Annotated in this window: 26 protein-coding genes and 1 pseudogene; 13 read left to right on the forward strand and 14 right to left on the reverse strand. The window is 36.7% G+C overall.

Annotated elements, in window-relative coordinates:
* The first annotated feature begins 627 nt into the window (after positions 1 to 627).
* On the forward strand, positions 628 to 1,836 hold the full coding sequence (locus AC5NT5_RS08425) for a porin (protein WP_039487884.1): 1,209 nt from the start codon (positions 628 to 630) through the stop codon (positions 1,834 to 1,836).
* Positions 1,837 to 2,524: 688 nt separating this feature from the next.
* On the opposite strand, the gene AC5NT5_RS08430 is transcribed toward AC5NT5_RS08425, so the two are convergent.
* The 3 genes from AC5NT5_RS08430 to AC5NT5_RS08440 form a co-directional block, all read right to left on the reverse strand.
* Entirely contained in the window at positions 2,525 to 3,406 is an 882-nt protein-coding gene (locus tag AC5NT5_RS08430) for an alpha/beta hydrolase (RefSeq protein WP_494513048.1), read from the reverse strand.
* A gap of 30 nt (positions 3,407 to 3,436) precedes the next feature.
* Positions 3,437 to 4,048, reverse strand: a complete 612-nt coding sequence (locus AC5NT5_RS08435; protein ID WP_039487889.1) for a MarC family protein — start codon at positions 4,046 to 4,048, stop codon at positions 3,437 to 3,439.
* A 162-nt stretch (positions 4,049 to 4,210) separates the two neighbouring features.
* Positions 4,211 to 4,693 carry a GNAT family N-acetyltransferase gene (locus tag AC5NT5_RS08440; RefSeq protein WP_494513047.1) on the reverse strand — a complete coding sequence of 161 codons (483 nt, stop codon included), beginning with the start codon at positions 4,691 to 4,693 and terminating at the stop codon, positions 4,211 to 4,213.
* Between the two features lie 107 nt (positions 4,694 to 4,800).
* Between AC5NT5_RS08440 and AC5NT5_RS08445 the strand changes: the two genes are divergently transcribed.
* Positions 4,801 to 5,001, forward strand: a complete 201-nt coding sequence (locus tag AC5NT5_RS08445; RefSeq protein ID WP_002962626.1) for a hypothetical protein — start codon at positions 4,801 to 4,803, stop codon at positions 4,999 to 5,001.
* 58 nt (positions 5,002 to 5,059) lie between these two features.
* Here AC5NT5_RS08445 and AC5NT5_RS08450 read toward each other — a convergent pair whose 3' ends face one another.
* Positions 5,060 to 5,254: a CPXCG motif-containing cysteine-rich protein gene (locus AC5NT5_RS08450; protein ID WP_494513046.1), complete on the reverse strand. Its 195-nt coding sequence runs from the start codon at positions 5,252 to 5,254 to the stop codon at positions 5,060 to 5,062.
* Positions 5,255 to 5,535: 281 nt separating this feature from the next.
* On the opposite strand from AC5NT5_RS08450, the gene msrA reads away from it, so the two are divergent.
* From msrA to AC5NT5_RS08475, 5 genes and pseudogenes are all read left to right on the forward strand, one after another.
* On the forward strand, positions 5,536 to 6,135 hold the full coding sequence (msrA, locus tag AC5NT5_RS08455; RefSeq protein ID WP_039487894.1) for a peptide-methionine (S)-S-oxide reductase MsrA: 600 nt from the start codon (positions 5,536 to 5,538) through the stop codon (positions 6,133 to 6,135).
* A 29-nt stretch (positions 6,136 to 6,164) separates the two neighbouring features.
* A pseudogene (locus AC5NT5_RS08460) lies at positions 6,165 to 6,698 on the forward strand (2OG-Fe(II) oxygenase family protein); the annotation flags it as partial.
* A gap of 335 nt (positions 6,699 to 7,033) precedes the next feature.
* Positions 7,034 to 8,296 carry a hypothetical protein gene (locus AC5NT5_RS08465; RefSeq protein ID WP_494513045.1) on the forward strand — a complete coding sequence of 421 codons (1,263 nt, stop codon included), beginning with the start codon at positions 7,034 to 7,036 and terminating at the stop codon, positions 8,294 to 8,296.
* On the forward strand, positions 8,296 to 8,736 hold the full coding sequence (locus tag AC5NT5_RS08470) for a type 2 periplasmic-binding domain-containing protein (protein ID WP_494513044.1): 441 nt from the start codon (positions 8,296 to 8,298) through the stop codon (positions 8,734 to 8,736). The genes AC5NT5_RS08465 and AC5NT5_RS08470 overlap by 1 nt, the downstream gene beginning before the upstream one ends.
* On the forward strand, positions 8,729 to 10,360 hold the full coding sequence (locus tag AC5NT5_RS08475; protein ID WP_494513043.1) for a diguanylate cyclase domain-containing protein: 1,632 nt from the start codon (positions 8,729 to 8,731) through the stop codon (positions 10,358 to 10,360). Before AC5NT5_RS08470 ends, AC5NT5_RS08475 begins: the two co-directional genes overlap by 8 nt.
* Positions 10,361 to 10,642: 282 nt before the next feature.
* Here AC5NT5_RS08475 and AC5NT5_RS08480 read toward each other — a convergent pair whose 3' ends face one another.
* Together AC5NT5_RS08480 and AC5NT5_RS08485 are read right to left on the reverse strand one after the other, a co-directional pair.
* Positions 10,643 to 11,011, reverse strand: coding sequence for a hypothetical protein (locus AC5NT5_RS08480; protein ID WP_494513042.1), 369 nt, complete (start codon positions 11,009 to 11,011; stop codon positions 10,643 to 10,645).
* Between the two features lie 140 nt (positions 11,012 to 11,151).
* On the reverse strand, positions 11,152 to 11,526 hold the full coding sequence (locus AC5NT5_RS08485; RefSeq protein WP_494513041.1) for a hypothetical protein: 375 nt from the start codon (positions 11,524 to 11,526) through the stop codon (positions 11,152 to 11,154).
* A 291-nt stretch (positions 11,527 to 11,817) separates the two neighbouring features.
* Here AC5NT5_RS08485 and AC5NT5_RS08490 point away from each other — a divergent pair, with 291 nt between their 5' ends.
* Positions 11,818 to 12,519, forward strand: a complete 702-nt coding sequence (locus AC5NT5_RS08490; protein ID WP_494513040.1) for a metal-dependent hydrolase — start codon at positions 11,818 to 11,820, stop codon at positions 12,517 to 12,519.
* A 339-nt stretch (positions 12,520 to 12,858) separates the two neighbouring features.
* Positions 12,859 to 13,461: a thiamine biosynthesis protein ThiC gene (locus AC5NT5_RS08495; protein ID WP_494513039.1), complete on the forward strand. Its 603-nt coding sequence runs from the start codon at positions 12,859 to 12,861 to the stop codon at positions 13,459 to 13,461.
* Between the two features lie 255 nt (positions 13,462 to 13,716).
* Here the strand turns inward: AC5NT5_RS08495 and AC5NT5_RS08500 are convergent, their stop codons facing one another.
* The 3 genes from AC5NT5_RS08500 to AC5NT5_RS08510 all read right to left on the reverse strand — a co-directional run bounded on the left by AC5NT5_RS08500 (position 13,717) and on the right by AC5NT5_RS08510 (position 15,408).
* Complete coding sequence (locus tag AC5NT5_RS08500) at positions 13,717 to 14,160, reverse strand: hypothetical protein (RefSeq protein ID WP_024598369.1); 444 nt, start codon at positions 14,158 to 14,160, stop codon at positions 13,717 to 13,719.
* A gap of 154 nt (positions 14,161 to 14,314) precedes the next feature.
* Positions 14,315 to 14,554, reverse strand: coding sequence for a hypothetical protein (locus AC5NT5_RS08505; protein WP_494513038.1), 240 nt, complete (start codon positions 14,552 to 14,554; stop codon positions 14,315 to 14,317).
* 146 nt (positions 14,555 to 14,700) lie between these two features.
* Positions 14,701 to 15,408 (reverse strand): cold shock domain-containing protein, encoded by a 708-nt coding sequence (locus tag AC5NT5_RS08510; protein WP_494513037.1) that lies wholly within the window; start codon positions 15,406 to 15,408, stop codon positions 14,701 to 14,703.
* 392 nt (positions 15,409 to 15,800) lie between these two features.
* On the opposite strand from AC5NT5_RS08510, the gene AC5NT5_RS08515 reads away from it, so the two are divergent.
* Positions 15,801 to 16,421, forward strand: coding sequence for a trimeric intracellular cation channel family protein (locus AC5NT5_RS08515; RefSeq protein WP_002961255.1), 621 nt, complete (start codon positions 15,801 to 15,803; stop codon positions 16,419 to 16,421).
* A gap of 71 nt (positions 16,422 to 16,492) precedes the next feature.
* Here the strand turns inward: AC5NT5_RS08515 and AC5NT5_RS08520 are convergent, their stop codons facing one another.
* A complete protein-coding gene (locus AC5NT5_RS08520; protein WP_494513036.1) occupies positions 16,493 to 17,002 on the reverse strand; it encodes a DUF421 domain-containing protein in 510 nt (169 codons plus the stop codon).
* A gap of 91 nt (positions 17,003 to 17,093) precedes the next feature.
* Positions 17,094 to 17,534, reverse strand: a complete 441-nt coding sequence (locus tag AC5NT5_RS08525; RefSeq protein WP_494513035.1) for a GNAT family N-acetyltransferase — start codon at positions 17,532 to 17,534, stop codon at positions 17,094 to 17,096.
* 121 nt (positions 17,535 to 17,655) lie between these two features.
* Here AC5NT5_RS08525 and gloA point away from each other — a divergent pair, with 121 nt between their 5' ends.
* The 3 genes from gloA to AC5NT5_RS08540 all read left to right on the forward strand — a co-directional run bounded on the left by gloA (position 17,656) and on the right by AC5NT5_RS08540 (position 20,566).
* Entirely contained in the window at positions 17,656 to 18,183 is a 528-nt protein-coding gene (gloA, locus tag AC5NT5_RS08530) for a lactoylglutathione lyase (RefSeq protein ID WP_182671627.1), read from the forward strand.
* A gap of 168 nt (positions 18,184 to 18,351) precedes the next feature.
* Positions 18,352 to 18,981: a response regulator gene (locus AC5NT5_RS08535; protein ID WP_342879833.1), complete on the forward strand. Its 630-nt coding sequence runs from the start codon at positions 18,352 to 18,354 to the stop codon at positions 18,979 to 18,981.
* Positions 18,968 to 20,566, forward strand: a complete 1,599-nt coding sequence (locus tag AC5NT5_RS08540) for an MASE1 domain-containing protein (RefSeq protein ID WP_494513034.1) — start codon at positions 18,968 to 18,970, stop codon at positions 20,564 to 20,566. Before AC5NT5_RS08535 ends, AC5NT5_RS08540 begins: the two co-directional genes overlap by 14 nt.
* On the opposite strand, the gene AC5NT5_RS08545 is transcribed toward AC5NT5_RS08540, so the two are convergent.
* From AC5NT5_RS08545 to htpX, 3 genes are all read right to left on the reverse strand, one after another.
* Entirely contained in the window at positions 20,563 to 21,105 is a 543-nt protein-coding gene (locus tag AC5NT5_RS08545; RefSeq protein ID WP_494513033.1) for a hypothetical protein, read from the reverse strand. The two genes, AC5NT5_RS08540 and AC5NT5_RS08545, sit on opposite strands and share 4 nt — an antisense overlap.
* A 201-nt stretch (positions 21,106 to 21,306) precedes the next feature.
* Positions 21,307 to 21,756 carry a hypothetical protein gene (locus AC5NT5_RS08550; protein ID WP_494513032.1) on the reverse strand — a complete coding sequence of 150 codons (450 nt, stop codon included), beginning with the start codon at positions 21,754 to 21,756 and terminating at the stop codon, positions 21,307 to 21,309.
* A 327-nt stretch (positions 21,757 to 22,083) separates the two neighbouring features.
* Entirely contained in the window at positions 22,084 to 22,947 is an 864-nt protein-coding gene (gene htpX, locus AC5NT5_RS08555; RefSeq protein WP_494513031.1) for a protease HtpX, read from the reverse strand.
* Positions 22,948 to 23,031: the final 84 nt, after the last annotated feature.

Raw genomic sequence — 23,031 nt, forward strand, 5'->3', positions numbered from 1 at the left:
TCCAAAGGAGTAATGATGTATTTAAATTGCGCGCAGTTTAAACCAAAATGGCCTGTTTTTCTATGAAAGTTTAAAAGCAAACCACTGCGTTTTAGCCATTTATTATGGCTATGTAGTTAGTAGTAAAAATAACGGATTAGATTTAATGGTTTCGTTAATTTTTATTCAACTTATTCTAATTAAAATCCATAAAGTATGTTTTACAAACAGGCATAAGAGATTAGAAATTACGATACAAATTAGAGTAAAAACACTTTTAACGTGTTTGTGTGTCTACTTAACTCATTTTTGTTCACCCTATAATAATAAAAAGTTATATTTATGAAAATAAAGTACTTTTAGAGCTTTTACACTAGTTACTACTTTTTAACCAAGATGAAATTAATTCAAATTACAATTTTTACACATCGCTAATTCCTCATCCTATTTACCTATCAAATCATTAAAAACATAAACTTTTGCAACACATGAAAAACAAAATTAACCTTTAGTGAATATTCGTTAAGTTTAACGATTACTTTTATTGAGTATTTTTCACTTTTGAGCCGTTTATTGCTTTGTTAGTCTTCAAATCTGAATTTTTACCTACGTAAAAAATTGACCAATTTACACAGGGCAACACACAAGATGAGCAAAAAATTAGCGACGCTTATTAGCGCAAGTATTGTATTCGCACCCGCTGTTTCGGCAGTAGAATTATACAAAGATGACAAAAATACTGTTGAAGTTGGTGGATATCTTGATGTGCGTGTAATTAATACACAAAACGAAACCGAAGTTGTTAACGGTACCTCGCGCATTAACTTTGGATTTACCCGAAAGCTTAAGAAAGACTGGACCGCACTCGCACTCGTAGAATGGGGTGTAAACCCTGTTGGCAGCAGCGATATTATTTATAACAATCGTTTTGAGTCTATCCAGGATGAGTTTTTGTATAACCGTTTAGGTTACGCAGGGCTTTCGCACGAAAAATATGGCCAACTTACCATTGGTAAACAATGGGGTGCATGGTACGACGTAGTTTACGGCACAAATAATAGCTTTGTATGGGATGGTAATGCGGCTGGTGTTTACACCTATAACAAAGACGATGGCGCTGTTAATGGCACTGGTCGTGGAGATAAATTAGTGCAGTACCGCAATAGCTATAACGATTTTAGTTTTGCAGTACAAGCGCAGCTTAAAAACAGCGAATTTTATACCTGTGACGTAACCGACATTTCAGAAGAAGAATGTGAAGCACTTTGGAACTCTGGCGATAGTGCAGCCCAAGAAGTTGAATTTAATTACACATTTGGTGCGTCTGTAACTTATACCCCAACTGACATGCTAACACTTACAGCAGGTGTTAACCGTGGTGAGTTTGATTTAACGTTTGGCGATGGTTCTACTCGTAATGTTGAAGATTTAATTTATGGTGCAGGTATTATGTGGGGCAACATAGATGAGCCCGGCCTATACGTTGCAGCCAACGTAAATAAAAACAAAAACCACGACACAGATAACATTGGTCGCTTAATTAAAGACGCAATCGGTGTAGAAACATTTGCATCTTACCGCTTTGATAACGATTTTCGCCCTTTTATTGCCTACAACGTGTTTGATGCCGGTGATGATTACGTAATTCAGCCAAACTTTAACGCCGACCCAGAAGATGTGTTTAAGCGTCAGTTTGCTGTTATTGGCCTTCACTACTTAATTGACGAAGACACTATTGCTTACGTAGAAGCGCGTAAAGACTTTAGCGACTTTGAAAGCGATAACAAAGAGCAACAAGCACAAATGGAGCAGTCGGAAGATGACGGTATAGCATTTGGTTTTAGATATAAGTTTTAAATATAAGTTTATAAAACGACTACAACTTCCCTAAGCACAACCCTTTTAGCCCTTTTAACTTTTTTAACTGGGCTTTTTTTTATTCCGCCATACTTTTTTGAATACTCAATTTTGCATTTAAGGCTATTTCAAAAAAGGCTTTAACGGCCGCATTGGTATCTGCTTTTTTAATTTGTAATAGCACCATTCACGATGCCCTTATTTTTTACGTTTACCATTTTGCTGCTCATTACAATGAGCGAGGAAAACTTTAATTAATCACTCATAGTCCACACTCGGCATTTATATTTTTAGTGGATGTAGTTATCGCAGGCTTTATTATTTTGACTACCTCTTTGATTACTTTTTTTAATTTGACTCTATTGCTAAGTTTTGCTTTATGGCAATATTTAGTATGATGTGTTCTTTTGCTGTAAAGCCACCAGCCAATTTATATTAACTGCATTAAGAGTATAAAAAGATGTGTATATGCTCATGGGTACTGACGGTATTCTAATTCAATAGCTGTGAACTGTATATAAAAACAGTATATGTAATTACTGTGCAAAAATAATTTAAACCTACATCTCTTTGTAAGTCGTTAATAATATTAAACTAAGTAAAGTACTATAAAGCTGATTGAGCATTCTAAATACATAAAATGGCGCCAACTGTACATACATACAGTTGGCGCTTGAATCTATCTAACCTACCTTTTAATAAACGTACTATAACCAGCTAATGCCTTAGCCACACTAATTGATGGATTATCTGAATGCTCAGCACCTTTGTTTATAGCACTTTGCCACACAAGGTTATTGTTAGGGTTGGCTGTTAAAACGGTCTCTAAATTACTAAACGCTTTTAACATTAGCGGATGCTCTGCCCCGCCCACCGAAAGATATAAATATGTAGACGACTTCACTTTGTTATCTTGGGCACTTAAAAACGCTTCTACATTTTTAACTATGGTCATATCGTCATACCAAGCCGCAGGGCTAAAAGCAAAATAGCCATTAAACAGTTCAGGTTTTGTATGCAGTGTATAAAGCACAAAGCTACCACCTGCCGAAAAACCACTTAATACACGGTTATTACTAAGCTTATATTTTGCTGATAAATAAGGGAGTAACTCAGTTTCAATAAACGCTAAAAACTTATCGGCTTCACCATTTGGTTCAATAAGTGTTTCATGCTCTGGACGCGCTTGTGTATTTACATCTTGGCGGGCATAAGGAGGCACTAAATCGCGATTACGTGTATCTGTAAAAAATAAATTAGGAATAGACACCAATATAGCCTTATCCCCTTTTTCGCTCTTAGCTTGTTTTGTAAGTGCTTTATCCCATGTATCTAAATTAAAGTTACCATCGGTTTTAATAATTAACGGATACGCTTTTTTAGGATTATAATTAGCGGGCAATCTTATAAACACTTTGCGCGACTCATTAAGCACGCTTGAGTTAATTGTTACATCTGTATAGGCCGATACATAATGGTTGTAATAGCGTATAGCTAAAATACCAATAGCAAAAATGACTACGGCTAAACTTAAATTGATAATATAGTGTTTTGTTATTTTTATTGCCATACGGCATTCCTTTCAATGTGTAGGAGTTATTTAATCGAGCTTAACCCATTGCTTTATTTCCAGCGCGGTCATAATAAGCTCAACCGAAAACGCGGCTAAAATCATGCCCATCACTCGCGTTAAAATAGACGCGCCGCCAGTACCAATTAGCTTAATAATTTTACCCGAAAGCAGCAACAGTATTAATGTAATACCCAACACACCAATTGTAACAAGCGCTGTGCCTATTTGAGTAGTAATTGGGTGTATGTGGTTATCGGTAAGTAGTATTACCGCCAAAATAGCGCCAGGAGTCGCCGTTGCCGGTATAGCAAGCGGAAACACGGCTATATCGTGATCGGGGTCTTGTTTGGCTTTGTTAGAATCGTTTCCAAAAATCATTTGCAGGCCAAACAAAAATAATATAATTCCGCCCCCTAACTGAAACGACACCAACCTAATTCCCATCGCATTAAGTATTAGTTGCCCTATTAAAATAGAACCCAATAATACGCCCCCGGCATAAAGCACCGTTTTAAATGCAGTTTTACGACGTTGTTGATCAGTTAAATGAGAAGTAAGCGCGGCAAACAGCGCCATAGTGCCTATAGGGTCAATGGTCGCCCAAATTACAAGCGCATCTTGAGAGAGTTTTTCTAGCATATAAAATCCTTGTTAAGCGTAAATGTTTAATAAAACACGGGTAACAAATTCATTTGCTTACGCTTAACTATAATAGAAAGCCGCTATTTTTTGTATTTTATTTACTGAGCTTTAAGGATTGAGGATTGAAAAAAGGTAAGCACTTATAATTGCCGTATTGAGTTAAAGTGATTTATGCCAAATAGAATTTTCTCTTAAACTAAAGCCTAGCTTCATAAGTAAATTATGGGAACGTGCATTATGTGCACTCACCTCAGCAGACAAATGTTTAAGCGGAATATGCTTAACTAGGGTTTCAATAAAACCGGTCACCACTTCAAACATTACGCCCTTATCCCAAAAGTCAGGATGCAGCTCAAATCCTATAAACGCACTACTTTTACACGGGGTTAAATTATAAAGCCCACAAGTTCCCATTAACCTTCCAGATATATTATGTTCAATTGCAACTCGAATTACTTCACCTTCGTAATATGCACTAATATCATCTTGTATTAATTGCTTGATTTGCGTTTTGCTAAGTGGTGTTTCGTAGTCGTTAAATTCTGACACGTGCGGGTGATTTAAAATATTAAATAAACACGCTGCGTGTTTGTGGGTAACTAAACGTAGCGTAACGCGCTCAAGCTTTGTGGTGTTAAACATTTTATTTAAGTGGTTAGTTAAATTAGCTCTTTATGGGCACGCATTATTAACTTACCATACCCCTTTAACAAGCATTATCTTTAAAGCAAAAAGAGTAAGAGAACGTAATGAGTGACGATTTTAAAGTAATACAACCCACTACCACAGTATATTGCCCAAAGCGCGGCGAAGGCTGGACCTTAACAGGCATTACTAATATTAACGAGTTTACCTCAGTAATGTTTGACGGCACACGCTATACGCTTCCAGCACGCGAAATAGTAGAAGAACTTCTTCCTAACCAATTAGCGCGTGAGCAAAATAGCTAACCAAACACATACACAGTAAAAAGGCTGCAATTTTGCAGCCTACTATCTAATTAACGAGTTAAAATGCATCGTCTTCGCTGTAAACATTAACGTTTAGCTCGTCATCATTTTCAAATACCACAAACGAAATAGGCTTACAGCATACTTGGCAGTCTTCTATGTATTGCTCATCAATATCTGCTACATCAAGTAATACTTCTATACTTTCTCCACAATAAGGGCAGCTTATTGATGTTTCTGTTAACTGGTTCATTTATCACCTGCTAATTTATATCACGAATGTTGTCACTTTAATGAACACGTAAGCATAATTCAACACCCCATTAAATAACGCATACTTGGCTAACCCAATTAAACCGTGCTACTAACTTAAATAGTGATCTTGTTACTAGCCTTATCCCTATAAAACTTGTCAAAGTACAATATTTTTCACCATAGATAAGTTGGCCAGCCCTCTACAATGAAATTGTATTAGGACTTAGCGGGTCTAACTTTATAAGTATTTATAAACTCACACTACAGATGGATAATTTTATGAAAAAATCACTTACGCTTGCATTAACATCTGCCGTTATTTTGTTTAGTACATTTTCCCATGCAGCTAAAACCGAAAAAGCCGTTCTAGCTGGAGGTTGTTTTTGGTGTATGGAAAGTGACTTTGAAAAGCTAGAAGGCGTAACCGATGTAATATCGGGCTTTACTGGCGGTAAACTTAAAAACCCGACATACAATGGTAATCATAAAGGCCATTACGAGGCTGTAGAAATTACTTACGATCCGGCCATAGTAAGCTATCAAGGTATACTTGATCATTACTGGGTTAATATTGATCCCTTTGATGCCAAAGGCCAATTTTGCGATAAAGGCCCTAGTTACTTAAGCGCTATATTTGTACAAAACGACGAACAACGTAAATTAGCCGAAAAAACAAAAGCAGCAGTAGTTGCCGAGTTCCCTAATCAAACTGTGGTTACACCTATACTAAACGCAAGCACCTTTTACCCTATAAAAGGGAGGGAAAGCTTTCATCAAGATTATTACAAAAACAATCCAATCCGATACAACACCTATCGTTGGCGTTGTGGTCGCGACAGCCGCCTAGAAGAAATTTGGGGCGACAGAGCAACCCATTAATCGCGTTTAATCAGGTGAACCACTGTAAAATAGTGTTAAATCGCCGTGGTGCCATGCTTGATAGCTGATCAGAAGGTTATTTAGCCGCGCCAAGCTTTCAAGCATTTTATAACGAAATACTAAACACTTATATGCGCCCTATTTCACGTATGCTGTTCCCGGAAGTTATGGGGTTTGATACACAAACATTTGGCTTTTCAATTTATTATGAGCCAAATACAGATTCATCAATTCGCCCACATACCGACGCATCAGCTGTAACGCTTAACATTAACCTAAATTTACCAGGCGAAGAGTTTACAGGGTCACAAGTGGACTTTTATCACCCGTACACAGGTGACATTAAATCACTTACCTTTAAGCCTGGTACTGCCATGTTACATCGAGGCAATATTGCACACGCTTCCAAGCCTATTACCAGTGGCGAGCGAACTAACTTTGTATTGTGGTTGTATGGGGAGCGCGGTAGATTACCAGCACAAGGTGCACCACGCATTCCTGTTGATGCTAAACAGCGCTGGACTAACCCAAATAAACCAAATGATGGCTATGCCCCGTTTTAAGTCAGCGCTTTTAAAGTTTTAAATACAAATGGCTGCCTAATTTAAGCAGCCTTATAAAAATAAAGCTCATCCAGTAACCAACACGTTTTAAGTTTAGTAATATCAAAAAACCGCCCTATTCATAATCTATATTGTCGCCACTTATAACAATAGATAACACAAATTTTCCGCCTTGATTTTCTTATGTCCCAGTACTTCGCTTAACAAAGTACAAAATTTAGGGGGGGTCTCATATTTTTTTGTATTTAATTGATAAGCCACTGTAATGCTTAAGTTGGTAATTTAATAAATTGTGCTATCTTTTTACTATCTACATTATAAAAATACGAGCTAACATGTTGTTCCGAGGTACAATTGCCATAGCAATATTGGCAATTTCTGCTGCTAATAAAACCTATGCAAACGACATAGACGTGCAATTTAGTGGTTTTGCATCCTTAACACTCAGCTACACGGACGATTCAGATATTGGCTTTGCATCGAGTTATTCAAATGTCAACGAATCTGGTTTTTCAGCAACGCGAGATTCAATTTTAGGTGGGCAGGCTAATATATCACTCTCAAAAAATTGGGACTCTGTGTTTCAAGTAGTTATTCAAGATCATGCCTTTAAAAGCTTTGATAATTTTTTAGAGCTCGCCTTTGTGCGCTATCGCCCTACCCGTCATTGGGCTATTCGTGCAGGCAGGTTAAATAGCGACCTTTACTTACTATCGGAATACCCTTACGTAGGATATGCCTATTTATGGGTGCGCCCGCCTCATTCGTACTACTCGTTTGCAAACATTGCAGGAAATTTCGATGGTGTAGATGTGGAATACAGCAAAGCAATTAACGACGGTTTTTTACGTTTAAAACTTGCTTATGGTAGTACAACAGCCAAGCTACAAGCCTATAATGACGACTTTTTTATTGATTTTGATAACTTAACAACTTTTAGCGCAACCTACTCTTTAGATGCATGGACTATGCGTTTTTCATTATCAAAGTCAGACTTTGGGGATTATAAGTTAACCTCTTTAGATGAGTATTTAGCCGCACTCAACTCAATACCACAAAGTATATGGCCGCAAGCGCAAAAAATATCAAACAAATTTAACACCAAAGGCAACAGTATAGAATACGCCGCGTTTGGGCTTACTTACGATCACAACAATTGGCTAATCCAATCTGAGATGGGTATTTCAGAATCCGATTGGATAGTTGCTCCGTCAGTTCTTAGTGGCTACATTAGTGCAGGTTACCGTGTAGATAACGCAATATTTTATACAGGTTTTACAGCGGCTAAACACCGACATGACGTAATAAAAGTAAACGATCCTGCTTTTCCGCCAAGCACTCCTGAGCAATTTTCAGTGCCTATACAACAACTCGCAGTTGCCAGTCAGTCTGCTGTTAAAGTTACCAATGTTCACCAACACTCAATTAACGTAGGCGTAAAATGGCAACTGTCTGAGCGCATAGCATTAAAAGCCCAGTTAGACCGCTTTGATATTAAGCCTCAAGGCGCTGGCTTATGGAGTCTTAGCAACCCTTCAGATGTTGATGAGGGCCACAAAGTACATATACTTAGTCTAAATGCTAGTATGGTGTTTTAATGATGAGCTCTCGCAACTTTTTTATAACTGCATTGCTGCCTTTGTGCCTGCTTTTTATGAGCTTTTATGCTAAATCAACAGAGTTTGTAGTCGTGGTTAATAAGAGCAATGCGATTAACGCATTATCAAAACGAGAAATTATTGATATTTACATGGGCCGGTATTTAACGTTTCCTGATGGTGAAACCTCTAAGCCACTTGATTTGCCCGCGCAATCAACATTAAAAAACGACTTTTACTTAAAGCTGGTCAACAAAAATGAGCAAAAAATTAATGCTTATTGGGCAAGGCTTTTATTTTCAGGGCGTGCAAAGCCACCCACTCCTTCAACATCGGTAGAAGACGCAATAAACAAAATAGCAGCATCACAATTTGCAATTGGCTACATTCCGCTATCGCAAGTTACAGATGAAGTAAAAGTGGTATACACATTTGATTAAAATTATTAGCCAAAAACTCTACATACGCGTCGCTATATCAATTGCGTTAGTTGCTATTGTTGTGTCTTTAGTCTCGTCTATGCTCTCTTATTACTCAGGCTTTAAAGAGAAAAAAAATACAAATTACTTACTCGTTCAACAGTTAGCGCAAACAATGGAAAAAACAGCCGCCATAGCAGCCTACCTAAACGACAGAGAATTAAGCCAAGAAATTATTAACGGCCTACTCAGTAATGACTTAGTGCAAGGCGCAAGCCTAGAAGGAGAAGTAAACCCTAAAGGAGAGATGGATTTATTTATAGCAAAAGGATCTACTAACAAAAAAAATGAAGCTGTTTTAATTAAATTAGTTCACCCTTTTATAGAAGACACTTTTATAGGTGTACTCGCCATATATCCTGATGATAACTTTATTGAACAACAAGCACAGTCAGCGCTTATAAAAGAATTTATCTTAATGCTGATTCAATCCATTGTTATCGCATTTTTTGTATCGCTGGTAGTTCAGCGTTGGCTTACACAGCCTATTCAAAACCTAACCGACAGCTTTGCTAAAATAAATCCAAGCGAGCCAGAAACCCTTAAAATGCTAACCTTCAAGCAAGGCAAGCGGGACGAAATAAGCCGTTTAACCCAAGGTATAAATGCCTTAATGCACGAGCTACATTTAACTATTAGTAATGAGCAAACACTGCGTAAAAAAACTCAAGAGCTAGAAGCTAAATTTAGACTTATTTTTGAACAAGCCAGCGCAGGTATTTGTTTACTCGATGACAAAAACATTATCACCACCTTTAACCCTGCATTTAAGCATTACTTTACCGTACCTGGTGAAGAAGAATTACCAACCTTGCATTTTCCTGAGTTACTTAGCAATGTAGACGAATTACAAAGCCTACTGGCAGATATTCGCTCTGCTAAAAACCCACCACAAACCACCTTAGATGTAGAGTGTAAAGTTGGCTATAAAACGGTATGGTTTCATTGTTTATTTGTAAGGTTAACAGACCAAAGAGATACCAAACGAAACCCCAAACAAGAGCAGCTAGTAGAAGTAATTTTACACGATGTAACCGAGCGCGCAGAACGCGAACAGCAAACCCGCTTTGAAGCCGATCACGACCCACTCACTGGCTTATTAAACCGACGCGCCGGTGAAAAACGCCTTAAAAAAGCACTACGTGAATGTATTAAACACAATGAACATTTAGTGCTTATGATGATTGATTTAGATAAGTTTAAACCCATTAACGACACCTACGGCCACGAAGCCGGCGACAAAGTGCTAATTGAAATAGCACACAGATTTAAAACACTTTTTCACGAAAAAAACGACATGTGTATCCGCCTAGGCGGTGACGAATTTATTGTTGCGCAGCAAATTAAAACCTACGATAAAACGCCAACACAACAAAAAGCGAACGCCTTACTCAATGAGTTAAAATACGATATTAATATTGCGCAAAATAAAACATGCGCAGTAGGTGCAAGCATAGGAATTGCAATAGCCCCATATGATGGTAATGAACTACATCAATTAATGCACAACGGTGATAAAACTCTTTATCACGTAAAAGAAACAGGCCGAGGGAAAGTTGCCTTTTATGACGATATAAAAAATTAGATGGCATGAATTAGTAACTACATAGTAAATGCTATAATGTTTTTATGGCTTTCAAATAGTCTTTATTATAAAAGTACCCTGCTAAACCAAAGTAAATAACAAGACCCAAATAAGCGATTGGGAAGTGAGCATAGATACTAAGATAGATAATCGATAAAATAAAAAACAAGCTAACACTAAAACAAACAACTGCCAAAAACCTGTAGTAAATAAATTTATAAAGGCAACTAACACGTAGCCTTACATGTGTATTATTTTAACTATAATAAGAAGACCTATATATTAGAAATAGCCTTGAAGGGAATTAACTAAAGGAGACTTATATTTATATTTTACTACCTGATTGCAAATAAAAAAGTTAAGGTTATTTTCTTTATAGTGACCTTTTATTTCTTTTAGAACCTTGTTGACGACCTTTTTAAACTTACCTCTGTATACATGCTTTACTGTAGCTGTAGCTAATTCAGTAGTAAGTTCTGTCATTGCTTTATTACAAAACGTATTCGCTTTAAGAGCTTGCATATAGACCCGTAAAGTCTCAATCGAATGCTTATTTTCTTTAAAGGCACTACTTTCAGGAAACATTTTTTGTAATATGAATTGTAGGTTTTCTTGGTCTTCTTTATCTAGTTGCTCGATGGTGTTAGACATTTAACTTCCTTATTTTTTTTCGTGGATTGATTTTAAAAAATTTAAAAAATCTTTCTCAGGGATTGTTGATGTAATCCCAATAAAAATTTCATTTTCTTTTGAATATAGATAGGCGATTTGTGTGTCAACTAAATCTGGCTTTACTTCGGCATATAAAGAAAAGGAATAAGATTTATTTTTAATTTTTTTACTTTTGAAAAACTGCTTTTAATTTCTTGATAAATTTTACTTTCTTTGTCCAAATTTGAATTTGTTAGACTATCTATATGTATTTCAACTAGAGGAACTGTGCTTCCATCTTCTAGAGTGATGAAGGGCTCATTGTTATCAAATTTTCTTATGCTCAAAGTTTGCATTTGACTGTTGATCAAAGCAAAACCTTCATCATTCTCTAAGATTCTCATCGTTTCCCAACTATCGTTAATTGGAAAGTAGTATTTATTAAATATAACATTTTCAAATGCTGAACTTGAAAAACTTAACAGTAACGCTAGGACTATGAATATTCTATGCACTAGTAATTCCTTTTAGTAGGTTAGATACATCATATAAATAAAATATATTTTAAAGTCAACTTCAAACTACATACGGGGATATGTCGATTTATTGACGCATTTTTCGATAATTCTATTACATACAACTTAACTTCCTCATTAGCAAATGCGTATTTTTATTTTATATAATATAAAAATTTTAGATGGCCTATTAATATTAATCAAAGTAATACAAAATCTAATTAAAAAGAATATTGAACAATAAACTTTTCAATTGATAGAATGCCCTACTTTTTCCCATAAAGAGATACAATGGCAAACTTCAATACTCATCTTAATACTGCCGTAATCATCACAGGCTTAGCCTCAGCCACCTTATTATCTGCAGGCCATATTGAATTAAAGGGCGCACTCTGGCTTTGGTTTTTAGGCTCTATTGGCGGCTTATTGCCCGACATAGATTCAGATAACTCAACATCACTCGATACTATTTTTAACTTATTCGCTCTCAGCGCTGTATTACTGGTACTGCATTACATAACCACCGAGCTCATTATTGAAATTAGCTTTATCGAGTTAATCGTAGTGCCGTTATTGGTTTACGGATTTATGAAATACATTATTAGACCTATTTTTGAATGGATCACAGTACACAGAGGTAGTTGCCACTCTTTACTATTTATACTGTTATGCGCGCTATTAACAACTCAAATAACATGGAAACTGAATGACCAATCAACTACACAAGCAGCCGTCTTTGCCTGGTTAACGGGTGGGTTTATTTTACTCGGCGGATTAATTCATTTATTGCTAGATGAGATTTACAGTGTAGATTTAAGTAATGTCACAATTAAACGATCTTTTGGCACCGCTTTAAAAATAGCTGACTTCGATAATAAACTAATTACGCTGGCATCAATCATTGCCATCGCAGGTTTAATTTATGTTGCGCCCCCTACCAAGCAAACAATCATAGCGTTAAGTGACTGGTCTCATTTTAGGTTTTTATCTTAACAAAGTAAGTAATAAGCCGTTTAACCACATACTCAAATGTGTGCCCTCTTGGTAATCAAATGTTGATTTACTAAGAGGGCATGAGGCACTGCGCTTTTAGATACATGCATGGCTAAACCAAAGCGGCTTTGCAAAGTTAGGTTTAATTAAAAGCAATAGCCTGAGCCTGTTTGTTATTAATTAATACTTTTATAGGTTTAAGTGAAATAATTTACTCGCTTTGCCTGTCTTATACCTACAACGATAAACGCTATTTAATACAAATACTAAGCAGTTTGATACATTCAAATCCGCAACAGCTGTTGAAAGCGTCAAATATAAAATCAAAAGAGGTCCATAATGGAATTTACACATAAACGCACCACCCTAATTACAGCATCGTTATTGTTGGTATTGGCAATATCACAGGGTATTTATTCAGCCCTTTACAGTGCTGAAATTAGTTTTTCAAGGCAGGTGGCTTGGGGGCTAGAAGCACTGGTATTTACTTTACTTGTTGCCTTTGCAGGCACAGCTATGGTGCAAGCAAAAAACGCACAACTAGGCTGGTCGGCTATCGCGTTTAGTGCAGTACTTAACATAGTGCAGGTAAGCGTTGGACTTACTTTGTTTTCTACATTTGGTAAAGTTGCAGGCACAGTAGAAGGCGCACAACCTTTAATTGGTGGCGTGGTGTCTCTATCATTCATGATTTACTACGCAGCTAAAGTATTATTAGGGTTAGCAGCACTTGTTTTTGGCCTGTCTTTTATAGCTAAAGGTGGCAAAGCAATTGGAGGGCTTACTGCCCTAGCAGGCGGTGTTGCAATGCTTGCCAATGGTATTTTAATCACCTTTGGTCGTGATGGTTTCCTTCCATCAGCTGTTGCTGGCGCTTCGGGTATGATTGCAACATTACTTTTAGCAATATGTTTGATTAGTCTTAACCGTAAACAAGACTAAGGTTTAATGGCTTACAAATAATGTGCTCATTTAAATAAGTTATAAACATCGGCGTGTATTAGAGATGCTAATTCGCCGATGTTTTGCGTTTAATGTATACGCTTAGCGCATTCCTAGTTTGTTCCCTCTTAGTAATCTAAAGACTAACTCACAAAGAGGATATGAGGCGCTTCGCTTTTAGAGGGTAAAATAGCTTATATCAAGGCTATTCGACTAATTTAAGTTTTGATGTGTGAAGTCAAGATTTGACTTCATTTATTCTCGTAAATTCTTGTTACTTACGCTTTTTAATAAATCGAATTTCGTAATGATATAAACTGGTTCTTTTTTACATTCGACTTTATAAAGATATTGATTTTTAAGAAAATTAGTTTTTTCTTTTATTAAACTAATTTGCTCCCATGGTATTAAAAAACTCCTGGGAAATAGTAGAATCAACATCCGTTTTTGGCTTATAAATATACCTTGCTGAAATGATTTGATATTTAGCCAAGTCCGATATTCACTGTTTTTCTCACGAGAAATATCTGCCACATTCGTCAAGTACATACTGCTTGATTTTAAAAGTGAGGAATCAGAAATAATTAAATCCGTTTTATATTCTCTAGCTAGTTTAGGGTAATACCCAATAATGCTTTGGATATAATTGACTAAAATATAGAACAATAAAAATAAAATTAAGCATATAACAAAGTCCATTTTTTAATACTCCGAAAACTTGCTCTGCACTGCTGACTAAGCTGAAATTTAAGATGGGTGTCTTATTAATTGATTGGCTAAACTTTGTTGAGGAACGAAACATTGCCCGCTGCATTTGTTCTAATTTTATGTTCTTGTTATAGTGACATTACGATCATTGCTTATATTTATCAGGTAAAGGCTGTCCCATATTTTCGTATATTAGCTTTACTTTTTTCAGATATTTTTTATTCGACACATAAGTCAATAGTCCAAAGACTTTAGAATAATCACTTTCATTTTCTTTAACTTTAGTTTGAGAAAATTCTTCAATTTCTTTGATTGCCAATTGCTCATAGTACTTTTGACTATATTTTTCATAATCATTTGTTTTTTTACTTTTCACAATATCCATCAACTCCTTTCTCAAATTATATTTATTCTTATTGTCGCTATAAAGATTAGAAACAGAATGCCGCATTCCTTCATTAGATATTTCAGAGACTACTGTATTAATATAAAAAGTGATAGCGGCTGATTCAGATGAGTTTAGAGACAACGTTATTTTTTTAAATTCTCAGATTTTTCATCAATAACGTTGTTCAATACAGCTAACTGTTCATTTTTTTCAGTTAGTTTTTCTGTTAATTCATTAGCTTTTAATTCGACACTTTTAAGTTTATTTGATTTCTGATTTAGAGATTTACTTACTTCATCGTATTGTTTTGATAATTTATTCAAATCATTATTATTGGAATTTAATTTTTTACTTGTTGCATCTAATTCTTTGTTGGATATCTCTAGATTAGTTTGATTTAATTTTACTTCGTTCTTAAGATTGGCTACCTGAACGGTTAAATTTTCTAGCTGTGAGCTCTTATTTTGAAGCTCCTCATGTTTATCAAACACTGGTTTTACTGAATATAAATAAGAAAATATAATAAACAACAATGTACATGGAGCAGATAACTTATATATAACATCTACGGCTAATAATTTTTTAGATTTAGCAATGCGGTACGGCTGTTGTGTGTGTTTTTGGTAAGGGGCTTTAAGCTCTGCAACGCCTTCAATGCGGCAATTGATTGCTTTGGTTTTACCATCGGGCTGTGTTGCAACTTCAAAGTAAATGGTGTCGCCCACTTTAGGCTTGCGGCTCATGTGTTTGAGCGCTGATATGTGTATAAATGTGTCGTGTTCTAGAGTGTCTGATTTAATAAAACCAAAACCTTTGTCGGTTTTCCACGACTTTAACAATCCTTTGTGCATTTATCCGCCTATTTTGCTTAAGCTGCGTTTTACGCAAATTCCATTTAGTTAACACTTGTTATTATACGTTCCTAAATTAAAACCATGCAACCAAATATTCATATTGCGTTAATTTTTAGGCTTTATCTAATAAAATAAACTCAAAATAAACGTGCTAAAAACAACTAAACCTCAACCTGTTTTATTTATAATTTGCGGCCAAATGTCCTTTAATCCACATCAACCATTACGCACTCACCCACTAGCTTAACAGCTTGTTTACACAAGGTTTTGTCATTAGTTATTTCTATCTAAATTAACCGTTTTTAGTACGATTTTTCATTCGTTATTTACTTAATTTATCTATACAATCCACACCTTATTTTTACGCACGTATTTTAAGTGATTATCTCATGCTATTAACGATTGTTTATATTATTGGTATTACCGCAGAAGCCATGACCGGCGCACTTAGCGCAGGCCGAATGAAAATGGATTGGTTTGGCGTAGTGCTAGTAGCCAGTGCCACGGCAATTGGCGGTGGTAGCGTACGAGATATATTACTAGGCAATTACCCGCTTACGTGGGTACAACACCCAGAGTATTTATTAATTACCTGTATTGCCGGTATTGTTACTACGTGGCTTGCTAAATGGGTGGTTAAATTTAAAGGCATATTTATGCGCCTAGATGCCCTGGGTTTAGCTGCCTTTAGTATTATTGGCTGCCAAGTGGGGCTAAATATGGGGCTGCATTACGGTATTTGTGTAGTGGCTGCGGTTGTAACGGGTGTTTTTGGTGGCTTACTGCGTGATTTAATATGTCGCCAAGCGCCGCTTGTATTACATAACGAGCTATACGCGAGTGTATCGTTACTTGTTGCCTGTTTATACTTAGCGCTACACCATTATAATATTGACGACAACATAAGCATTATTGTAAGCCTTGTTGCAGGCTACTTAATACGTATGGCATCAATACGCTTTAAATGGCGCTTACCTACCTTTAGTTTATTAGAGCAGCACGCTAAATAAAAATAAACTTTAATACAAAATAAGGCAGGTAATATAACTGCCTTAGTTAATATAACTATTAGCGTATTAATTTAATGCCCGCTTACATCACTTAACGCGGTTTTTAACCCGCTGTTATTTTGCTTAAGTACGCTAAAACTGCCGTCGGTTTCTAGCACGACTGCGGCTACATCTTCTATGGCTAGTATACCAGCGCCACGAATAGCGGCGCGAATTTCTGATTTTGTTACGCGCTGCGATTTAAGTGCAGCCGTGCAGTATTCACCATCACTCATTAAAAGCGTGGGCTCTGCTTTTATAAGCGCTGCAAATTTTGACGAGCTCACACTAAGCCACGTAATAATATATTGCAGCCCTATTAATACTACAAAGGCAAGTATGCCCTCAAACAGCGGAACACTTTTTGAAATAACCACCGACGCCAATATAGAGCCCAGCGCAATGGTGACTACAAAGTCGAACACGTTCCACTTTGAAAGCGTACGTTTACCCGATATACGCAGCCAAAACACCAGTGCAATATAACCCAGTACGCCTATTGTAAGTACACGTAATAATCCCTGAATATCACCGTAAAACATAATGGTTCCTTGCTATTAAAGGTGGTAATTAGCTTTTACTTATAACACTACATGGCGCTAAGTTAAATAACGATGAATAAAGTGCCTGCATTTACTTTGTTAGTTGTTTTACAAACTTAATTTTACTTAGCTCAGTGCTTTGTTTATCAACGTAGCCACAAACGTGATAACCATTAGTGATGAGCATAGTTAGCATTTGAGGAAACCGATTCATCGATTTAACATGTATATTGGTAAAGCCTTGTTCATAAGCCCACTTTTCTTGTTGAACAAGTAATTTTTTAGCAATACCTAATCTACGATAGTTAAAATGCACTCCACCAAGCCAACTATAAAATTGTGTATTAGATAGCTCATAGCCAATTTTAAAACCAACTAATGTATCTTCTTTATGTGCTACTAATATCAATGCTTTTTTGTTTTCTAAACGGTTACGTAAAGTGTCACTATCAATGGTTGTTAGCAGTTCAGGGACATATTCACTCACTGCGGTTACATCATCAATTGTGGCTGTGGTTATTGTTATAGCCATAAAAGTCATTGTTTTTTATTATATGAATTGACCTAGACAGTTTAAATTTAAACTACGGTTGATTATGATGGTTTAAGCATTATATCTTCATTTACGTTTTATCATTTTTGAAAGGATCACCATGTCTAACTATAACGAATCTCCAGAACAAGTTGAACAGGCCACTCAAGGCTTTGTTATGCAACAAACTATGTTACGTATTAAAGATCCAAAGCCGTCGCTTGAATTTTACCAAAATGTATTAGGTATGAAGCTGTTAGGTAAGTATGATTTTCCTGGTATGAAGTTTACGCTTTACTTTTTAGGCTACGAGCAAGAATTACCACAAGGTGATGATAAAACTAAAGCAGAATGGGTGTTTCGTCGCCCTGCGCTAATTGAGCTTACCCATAACTGGGGCACCGAAACCGACGACAGCTTTGAGGGATACCACAGTGGTAACCAAGAACCTAAAGGATTTGGGCATATTGGTATTAGCGTACCGGATGTTTACGAAGCCTGTGAGCGCTTTGCAAAATACGATGTTGAGTTTGTTAAAAAACCAGATGATGGCTCAATGAAAGGCTTAGCCTTTATTAAAGACCCTGACGGCTACTGGATTGAAATACTATCTGCCGAAGGTATTACTGATATTATTCTTTCTCAGTAATAATAAGCTGCTGTAAAAAGATCTTAGTTGTAATCTCCACCAGCAACTAATTACCAATTTAGAACCACTGGTTTTGTTACCTTGCTTTTAAGTGAGGTAACCCATTTAAAACGTTTTAGGTAATTAGTTACCCGCCCCGCTGTATTTTAAGCATAAAAGGAGATTTAAATGCTCATTGGCATCATAGAAGATCATCAATTAGTAAGAGACAGCTTTAAAAAGCTTTTAGAGCTACAACCAGATTGGAAAGTAATTATTGAAGCCTGCAGCGTGACCGAAGCCAAGCTGGCTGTAGAGCTTGAACAACCTGATATATTTATTGTTGATATATCGCTTAACGGCGCTGAAACCGGCCTTTCTTTTTTGTCGTACCTTGAAGGGTCTTTCCCGCATATTAAAAGTATTGTTGCCTCCATGCACGACCACGAACCTTATGTAAGCAATGCTTTGCGATTAGGTGCTTTGGGTTATGTGTCTAAGCGCTCTGCCTCTGATGAGCTAATAGATGCAGTTAAAGCGGTCGCTTTAGGTAAAAGGTACATTAGTGAAGACGTAAATTTTTCGATGAGTAGCGAAAATTTAGCATTAACGGTGCTTACTAACAGAGAGCTTGAAGCCCTTCCGTTATTTTCTAAGGGATTAAACGCTAAACAAGTGGCGCAAATACTCGAAATAATGCCTAAAACAGCGCATGTACACAAAGCAAACATATACAGCAAACTTAATGTTACGACCTCGTTTGAACTGCTAAAAATTGCAATTGATGCGGGAGTAATACAGTTAGATGAACTTACCTAACGTTTCTTCTTTATCTAATGCTAGTTTTACTACCGCATACAAAGAGGTAGCTAAACAGTTATTGGTGGGGCTAATTTACTTTATTGCTTCACTCGCCGCTTTTTGGGTTAGCCAAAACCTTGAAACCGTACCCGAGAGCAGCGCGATATTTATTCCCGCAGGCGTAAAAATTGCGTTTTACTTACTCACTCCAACACGCTATTGGCTCACCTTATGGGTTGTGTCACGCGCTTTAGCTGCACAGCTTGGTTTAACATACAGTGGGGTTTGGGAGTTTGATTTATTTCATGGCTTTTGGCAGGAACTTTGCTTTATAGCGCTTGTTTATGTGTTTAAAAATAGCCGTTGGCCGCCAAGCATTAACGACAGCCTAGGTATACTTTCGTTAATACTGCTTTGTGTTGCGAGTACATCTATAAAGTGGTTTTTGTTTGCCAGTGCATTTGAATTTACAAATGTATTGGTTGCAAAAGAGCTACTGCAGTATCAGTTAAACATGTGCTTGGGCGATATTACTGGCTCGTTGTTAATTGCCCCTTTTATTATGTTAATTTACGATTCTAAATACAGTTTTAACACAGTCAGGCTCACTAAATTATTTGGCCTAGTAGCCACTTTAGTGTGTTTTATATTAATTGTATTTTTTGTCTATGCGGTTCGCCCAGATACCTACCCGCTATTACGGCTTGCATCATTATTACCTATAATTTGGTTTTCGTATAAGTATGGCTCGTTAGGGGCTGTGAGCAGTGCAGCGCTAATTAACGCGTTAATAATTGTTGAAGCAAGCATTACGCACGAGCCTAGCAATACCTACATTAGCCAGTTATTTATTTTAGCAAACGCAATTACCAGTATGGTTTTAGGCGCTGCAATTACTGAGCTTAAACGTAAAAACAACGAGTTAAAGCAAACCAATAAAGAGCTTAAAGAGCAGCTAACTCAAAACACGGCGCTTGCTGCCAAAATGGTGTCGGTGCAAGAAGACGAGCGAAAGCATCTTTCGCAAGAGTTGCATGACGAATTAGGGCAAAACCTAACAGCATTAAAAACAGATTTAGCTATTTTGTCGCACCTTAGTAACGAAGATACCCAATCGTTTGTGACTACATTAAAAAACAATGCTAATTCGATGTATGACTCTGTTTATCAATTAATGCATTATCTTCGCCCGCGTGAGTTAGATGAACTCGGTTTAGAAAAGGCAATAACACAAGGGCGACTAAAAAGCTTACTGCACAAGGAAAATATTAAGTATCAGCCACAATTTAAGTTAGATAATAGCCTTTCAAAAGATCACGAAATAGCTATTTACCGAATTTGCCAAGAAGCAGTAACCAATTGTATGAAGCACAGCAATGCTAGCAAACTGGTTATAAATATAATAAACAGCGACGAATTTATTGAGTTAACAATTAGCGATAACGGGACTTTAGTAACCCCAACAGATAACTCAGGTCACTACGGTTTAGCATTTATAGATGAGCGCACTACGGCATTAGGCGGAACTTTTAAGGTGTTTAAACAAAATGGCTTTACCATTAAAGTAAAGCTGCCTTTGAGTTTTGATAGCGCAATTAACTAGCAAACATGAACTTGTTTGGTATAAAATTTTTGCCTTAATTGGCCTTCGTCAAGGTGGTCGGGATTAACTTGGATCTCGGCTTGATTACCTAATAGCTGTAATAGCATTCCTTTTGATATTAGGTAGTTGCCTAAACTTGATTTTACAATGACTTCTTTGCCTATGGCTTCTTGTAAGCGTGGCGTAGGTAAGCTCGGATGGCTAATTGGTTTTAAGCCCTCAGCTGAGGTAAATAAGTTTATGCAATGCTCTTTAGCGGCAACAATACTTTCGTTTTTACTTTTAATTACATCTACATTATTTAAAAAATGAATTAGTGCTTGGTTAGCCCGATCAAACTCTGCTGATACGTCATCTATATTGCGGGCGGTTGCCCATTTTCGCACAACTATATATTCGTTTTTTTTAACACGAATTAAGCTTATTGAGGCTCCGGTCATTCTGCTATTCCACTCAATGCGGTAGCAATCAATTCCTAAACTGTGAAGCAACACGCTCATGCTTCCAAAATCCTTTGTACTTTCATCAATCAAGTTCATTTTCGATCCCTCACTTGCAAGTTGCAAGGAGTGTATAAACGATTACTTAAGTAATAAATCATCCATATTCTTAATCGCTCTAGGAAAATGGCTTATATAAATTTTGGATTTAGTGGCTTGCAAGTCAATAACTAATATTACTTACAAAAAAGCGAGTGGTTTAGCTAACTGCTAATAATTAATTTGTAAGTGATTTATAGCTTATTTATAAGTCCAAGCATCGGTTATTGTTACTTGGCAATTGTTATAACTGGCCGCTTGTTTTTGCGCAATACCTCTTACTCTAAAGTTTGTTGAATCATTAGGAAGTATAATTAGGTCTTCGTGGGTTATTGATAGCGTATCGACTAGCGTGTTTTGCTCGGTTGAAAAATCGACCTTAAACTTTATATTTTTAAAGGTGAAGTCCGACTCGTTTTTTACCTGCCCTATGCATGCAACATACAATGCATCGTTTTCATTTTTAGTATTAATTTGGCTTACATTAGCGATTAAGTTTTTTTGTGCTTGATCTTCAAGCCCTGCTACATAAATATTTTGATAAAAAATAAACCCAAAAATACCAACAATACTAAGTGCTAATGCACCAATAATAATGGGATTGTTTTCTAAGTTAGAATATTTAGCTTGAAGTGGGTGCATTGCGGGCATTTTTTAGCCCGTGAATCTATAGTGCTAAAGCACATAATGCATTCTTTAGTGTGTTGCACCTTTTCCACTACAATAAACGTCCTTGATAAGTATTAAATGTTAAGTATTAAAACCAGCAACATTGCTGACTTTAAGGTATTTTAGTTTACTCATGCTAAAGAACCCCGTAAACACATATAGCTTAAAAAAGTAACGATTTTATAATGCAACACAACACACTGTATATAAACACAGTAATCGCGGTTTTAGCATTTTAACGTAAACATAAAAAAGCCAGCGGTTAAGCTGGCTTAGAATATTTACTAACTTACATAGTTACTTAAATCGTTACTTGCGTAGTGCGTCGATTCGCGCATCAAGCGGTGGGTGCGATGAAAACAATTCAGCAACACCTTTGCCACTTGCAATACCAAAGGCCATCATAGAGCCTTCTAATTGCGAAGGATGGTTTTGCTTTAATCGCTCAAGGGCGGAACGCATTTTATCAGCACCAACCAATTTTGCTGCGCCGCTGTCGGCTGCAAATTCACGTTTACGGCTGTAACTTGCAACCACTATGCTTGCTAGCACGCCAAATAATACTTGGAATAACATATCGAATAAGAAGTATGTCCAGCTACTACCGCCCTCTTCTTCATCACTATTAATAAAGTTATCTACAATGCCTGCCAGTACTTTTGCGGCAAATATTACAAAGGTATTTACCACGCCTTGTATTAGCGTAAGCGTTACCATGTCGCCGTTAGCCACGTGCGATACTTCGTGGGCAAGTACGGCTTCGGCCTGATCTTTGGTCATGTTGTGCATTAAGCCTGTGCTTACTGCCACTAACGAGTTGTTTTTACTTGGGCCCGTTGCAAATGCGTTCATTTCTGGGCTGTCGTAAATAGCCACTTCTGGCATTTTAATACCTGCTTTTTGTGCTTGCGCAGATACCGTTTGTACAAGCCAATGTTCGGTTTCGTTTCGTGGCTGCGTAATTACGTGCGCGCCTGTTGATTTTTTAGCGATCCATTTCGACATAAATAACGAAATAAACGATCCACCAAAACCAAATACTGTGGCTATAAGTAAAGTTCCGCCAAGGCTACGATGGCTTAAGCCCAGCGCACTCATTATTATTGAAAGCACTACACCTAATACCAACATAACCGCTAGGTTAGTTAATAAAAACAAAAATATACGTTTCATATTGTCCTCACAAAAATAGGTTTAATCACCGAACATAAAATTATATTAGGTTAAAGCAATCACTGCGTTATGACACACTATGTC

This window comes from Pseudoalteromonas sp. J2K-J599 (genome assembly GCF_059295115.2).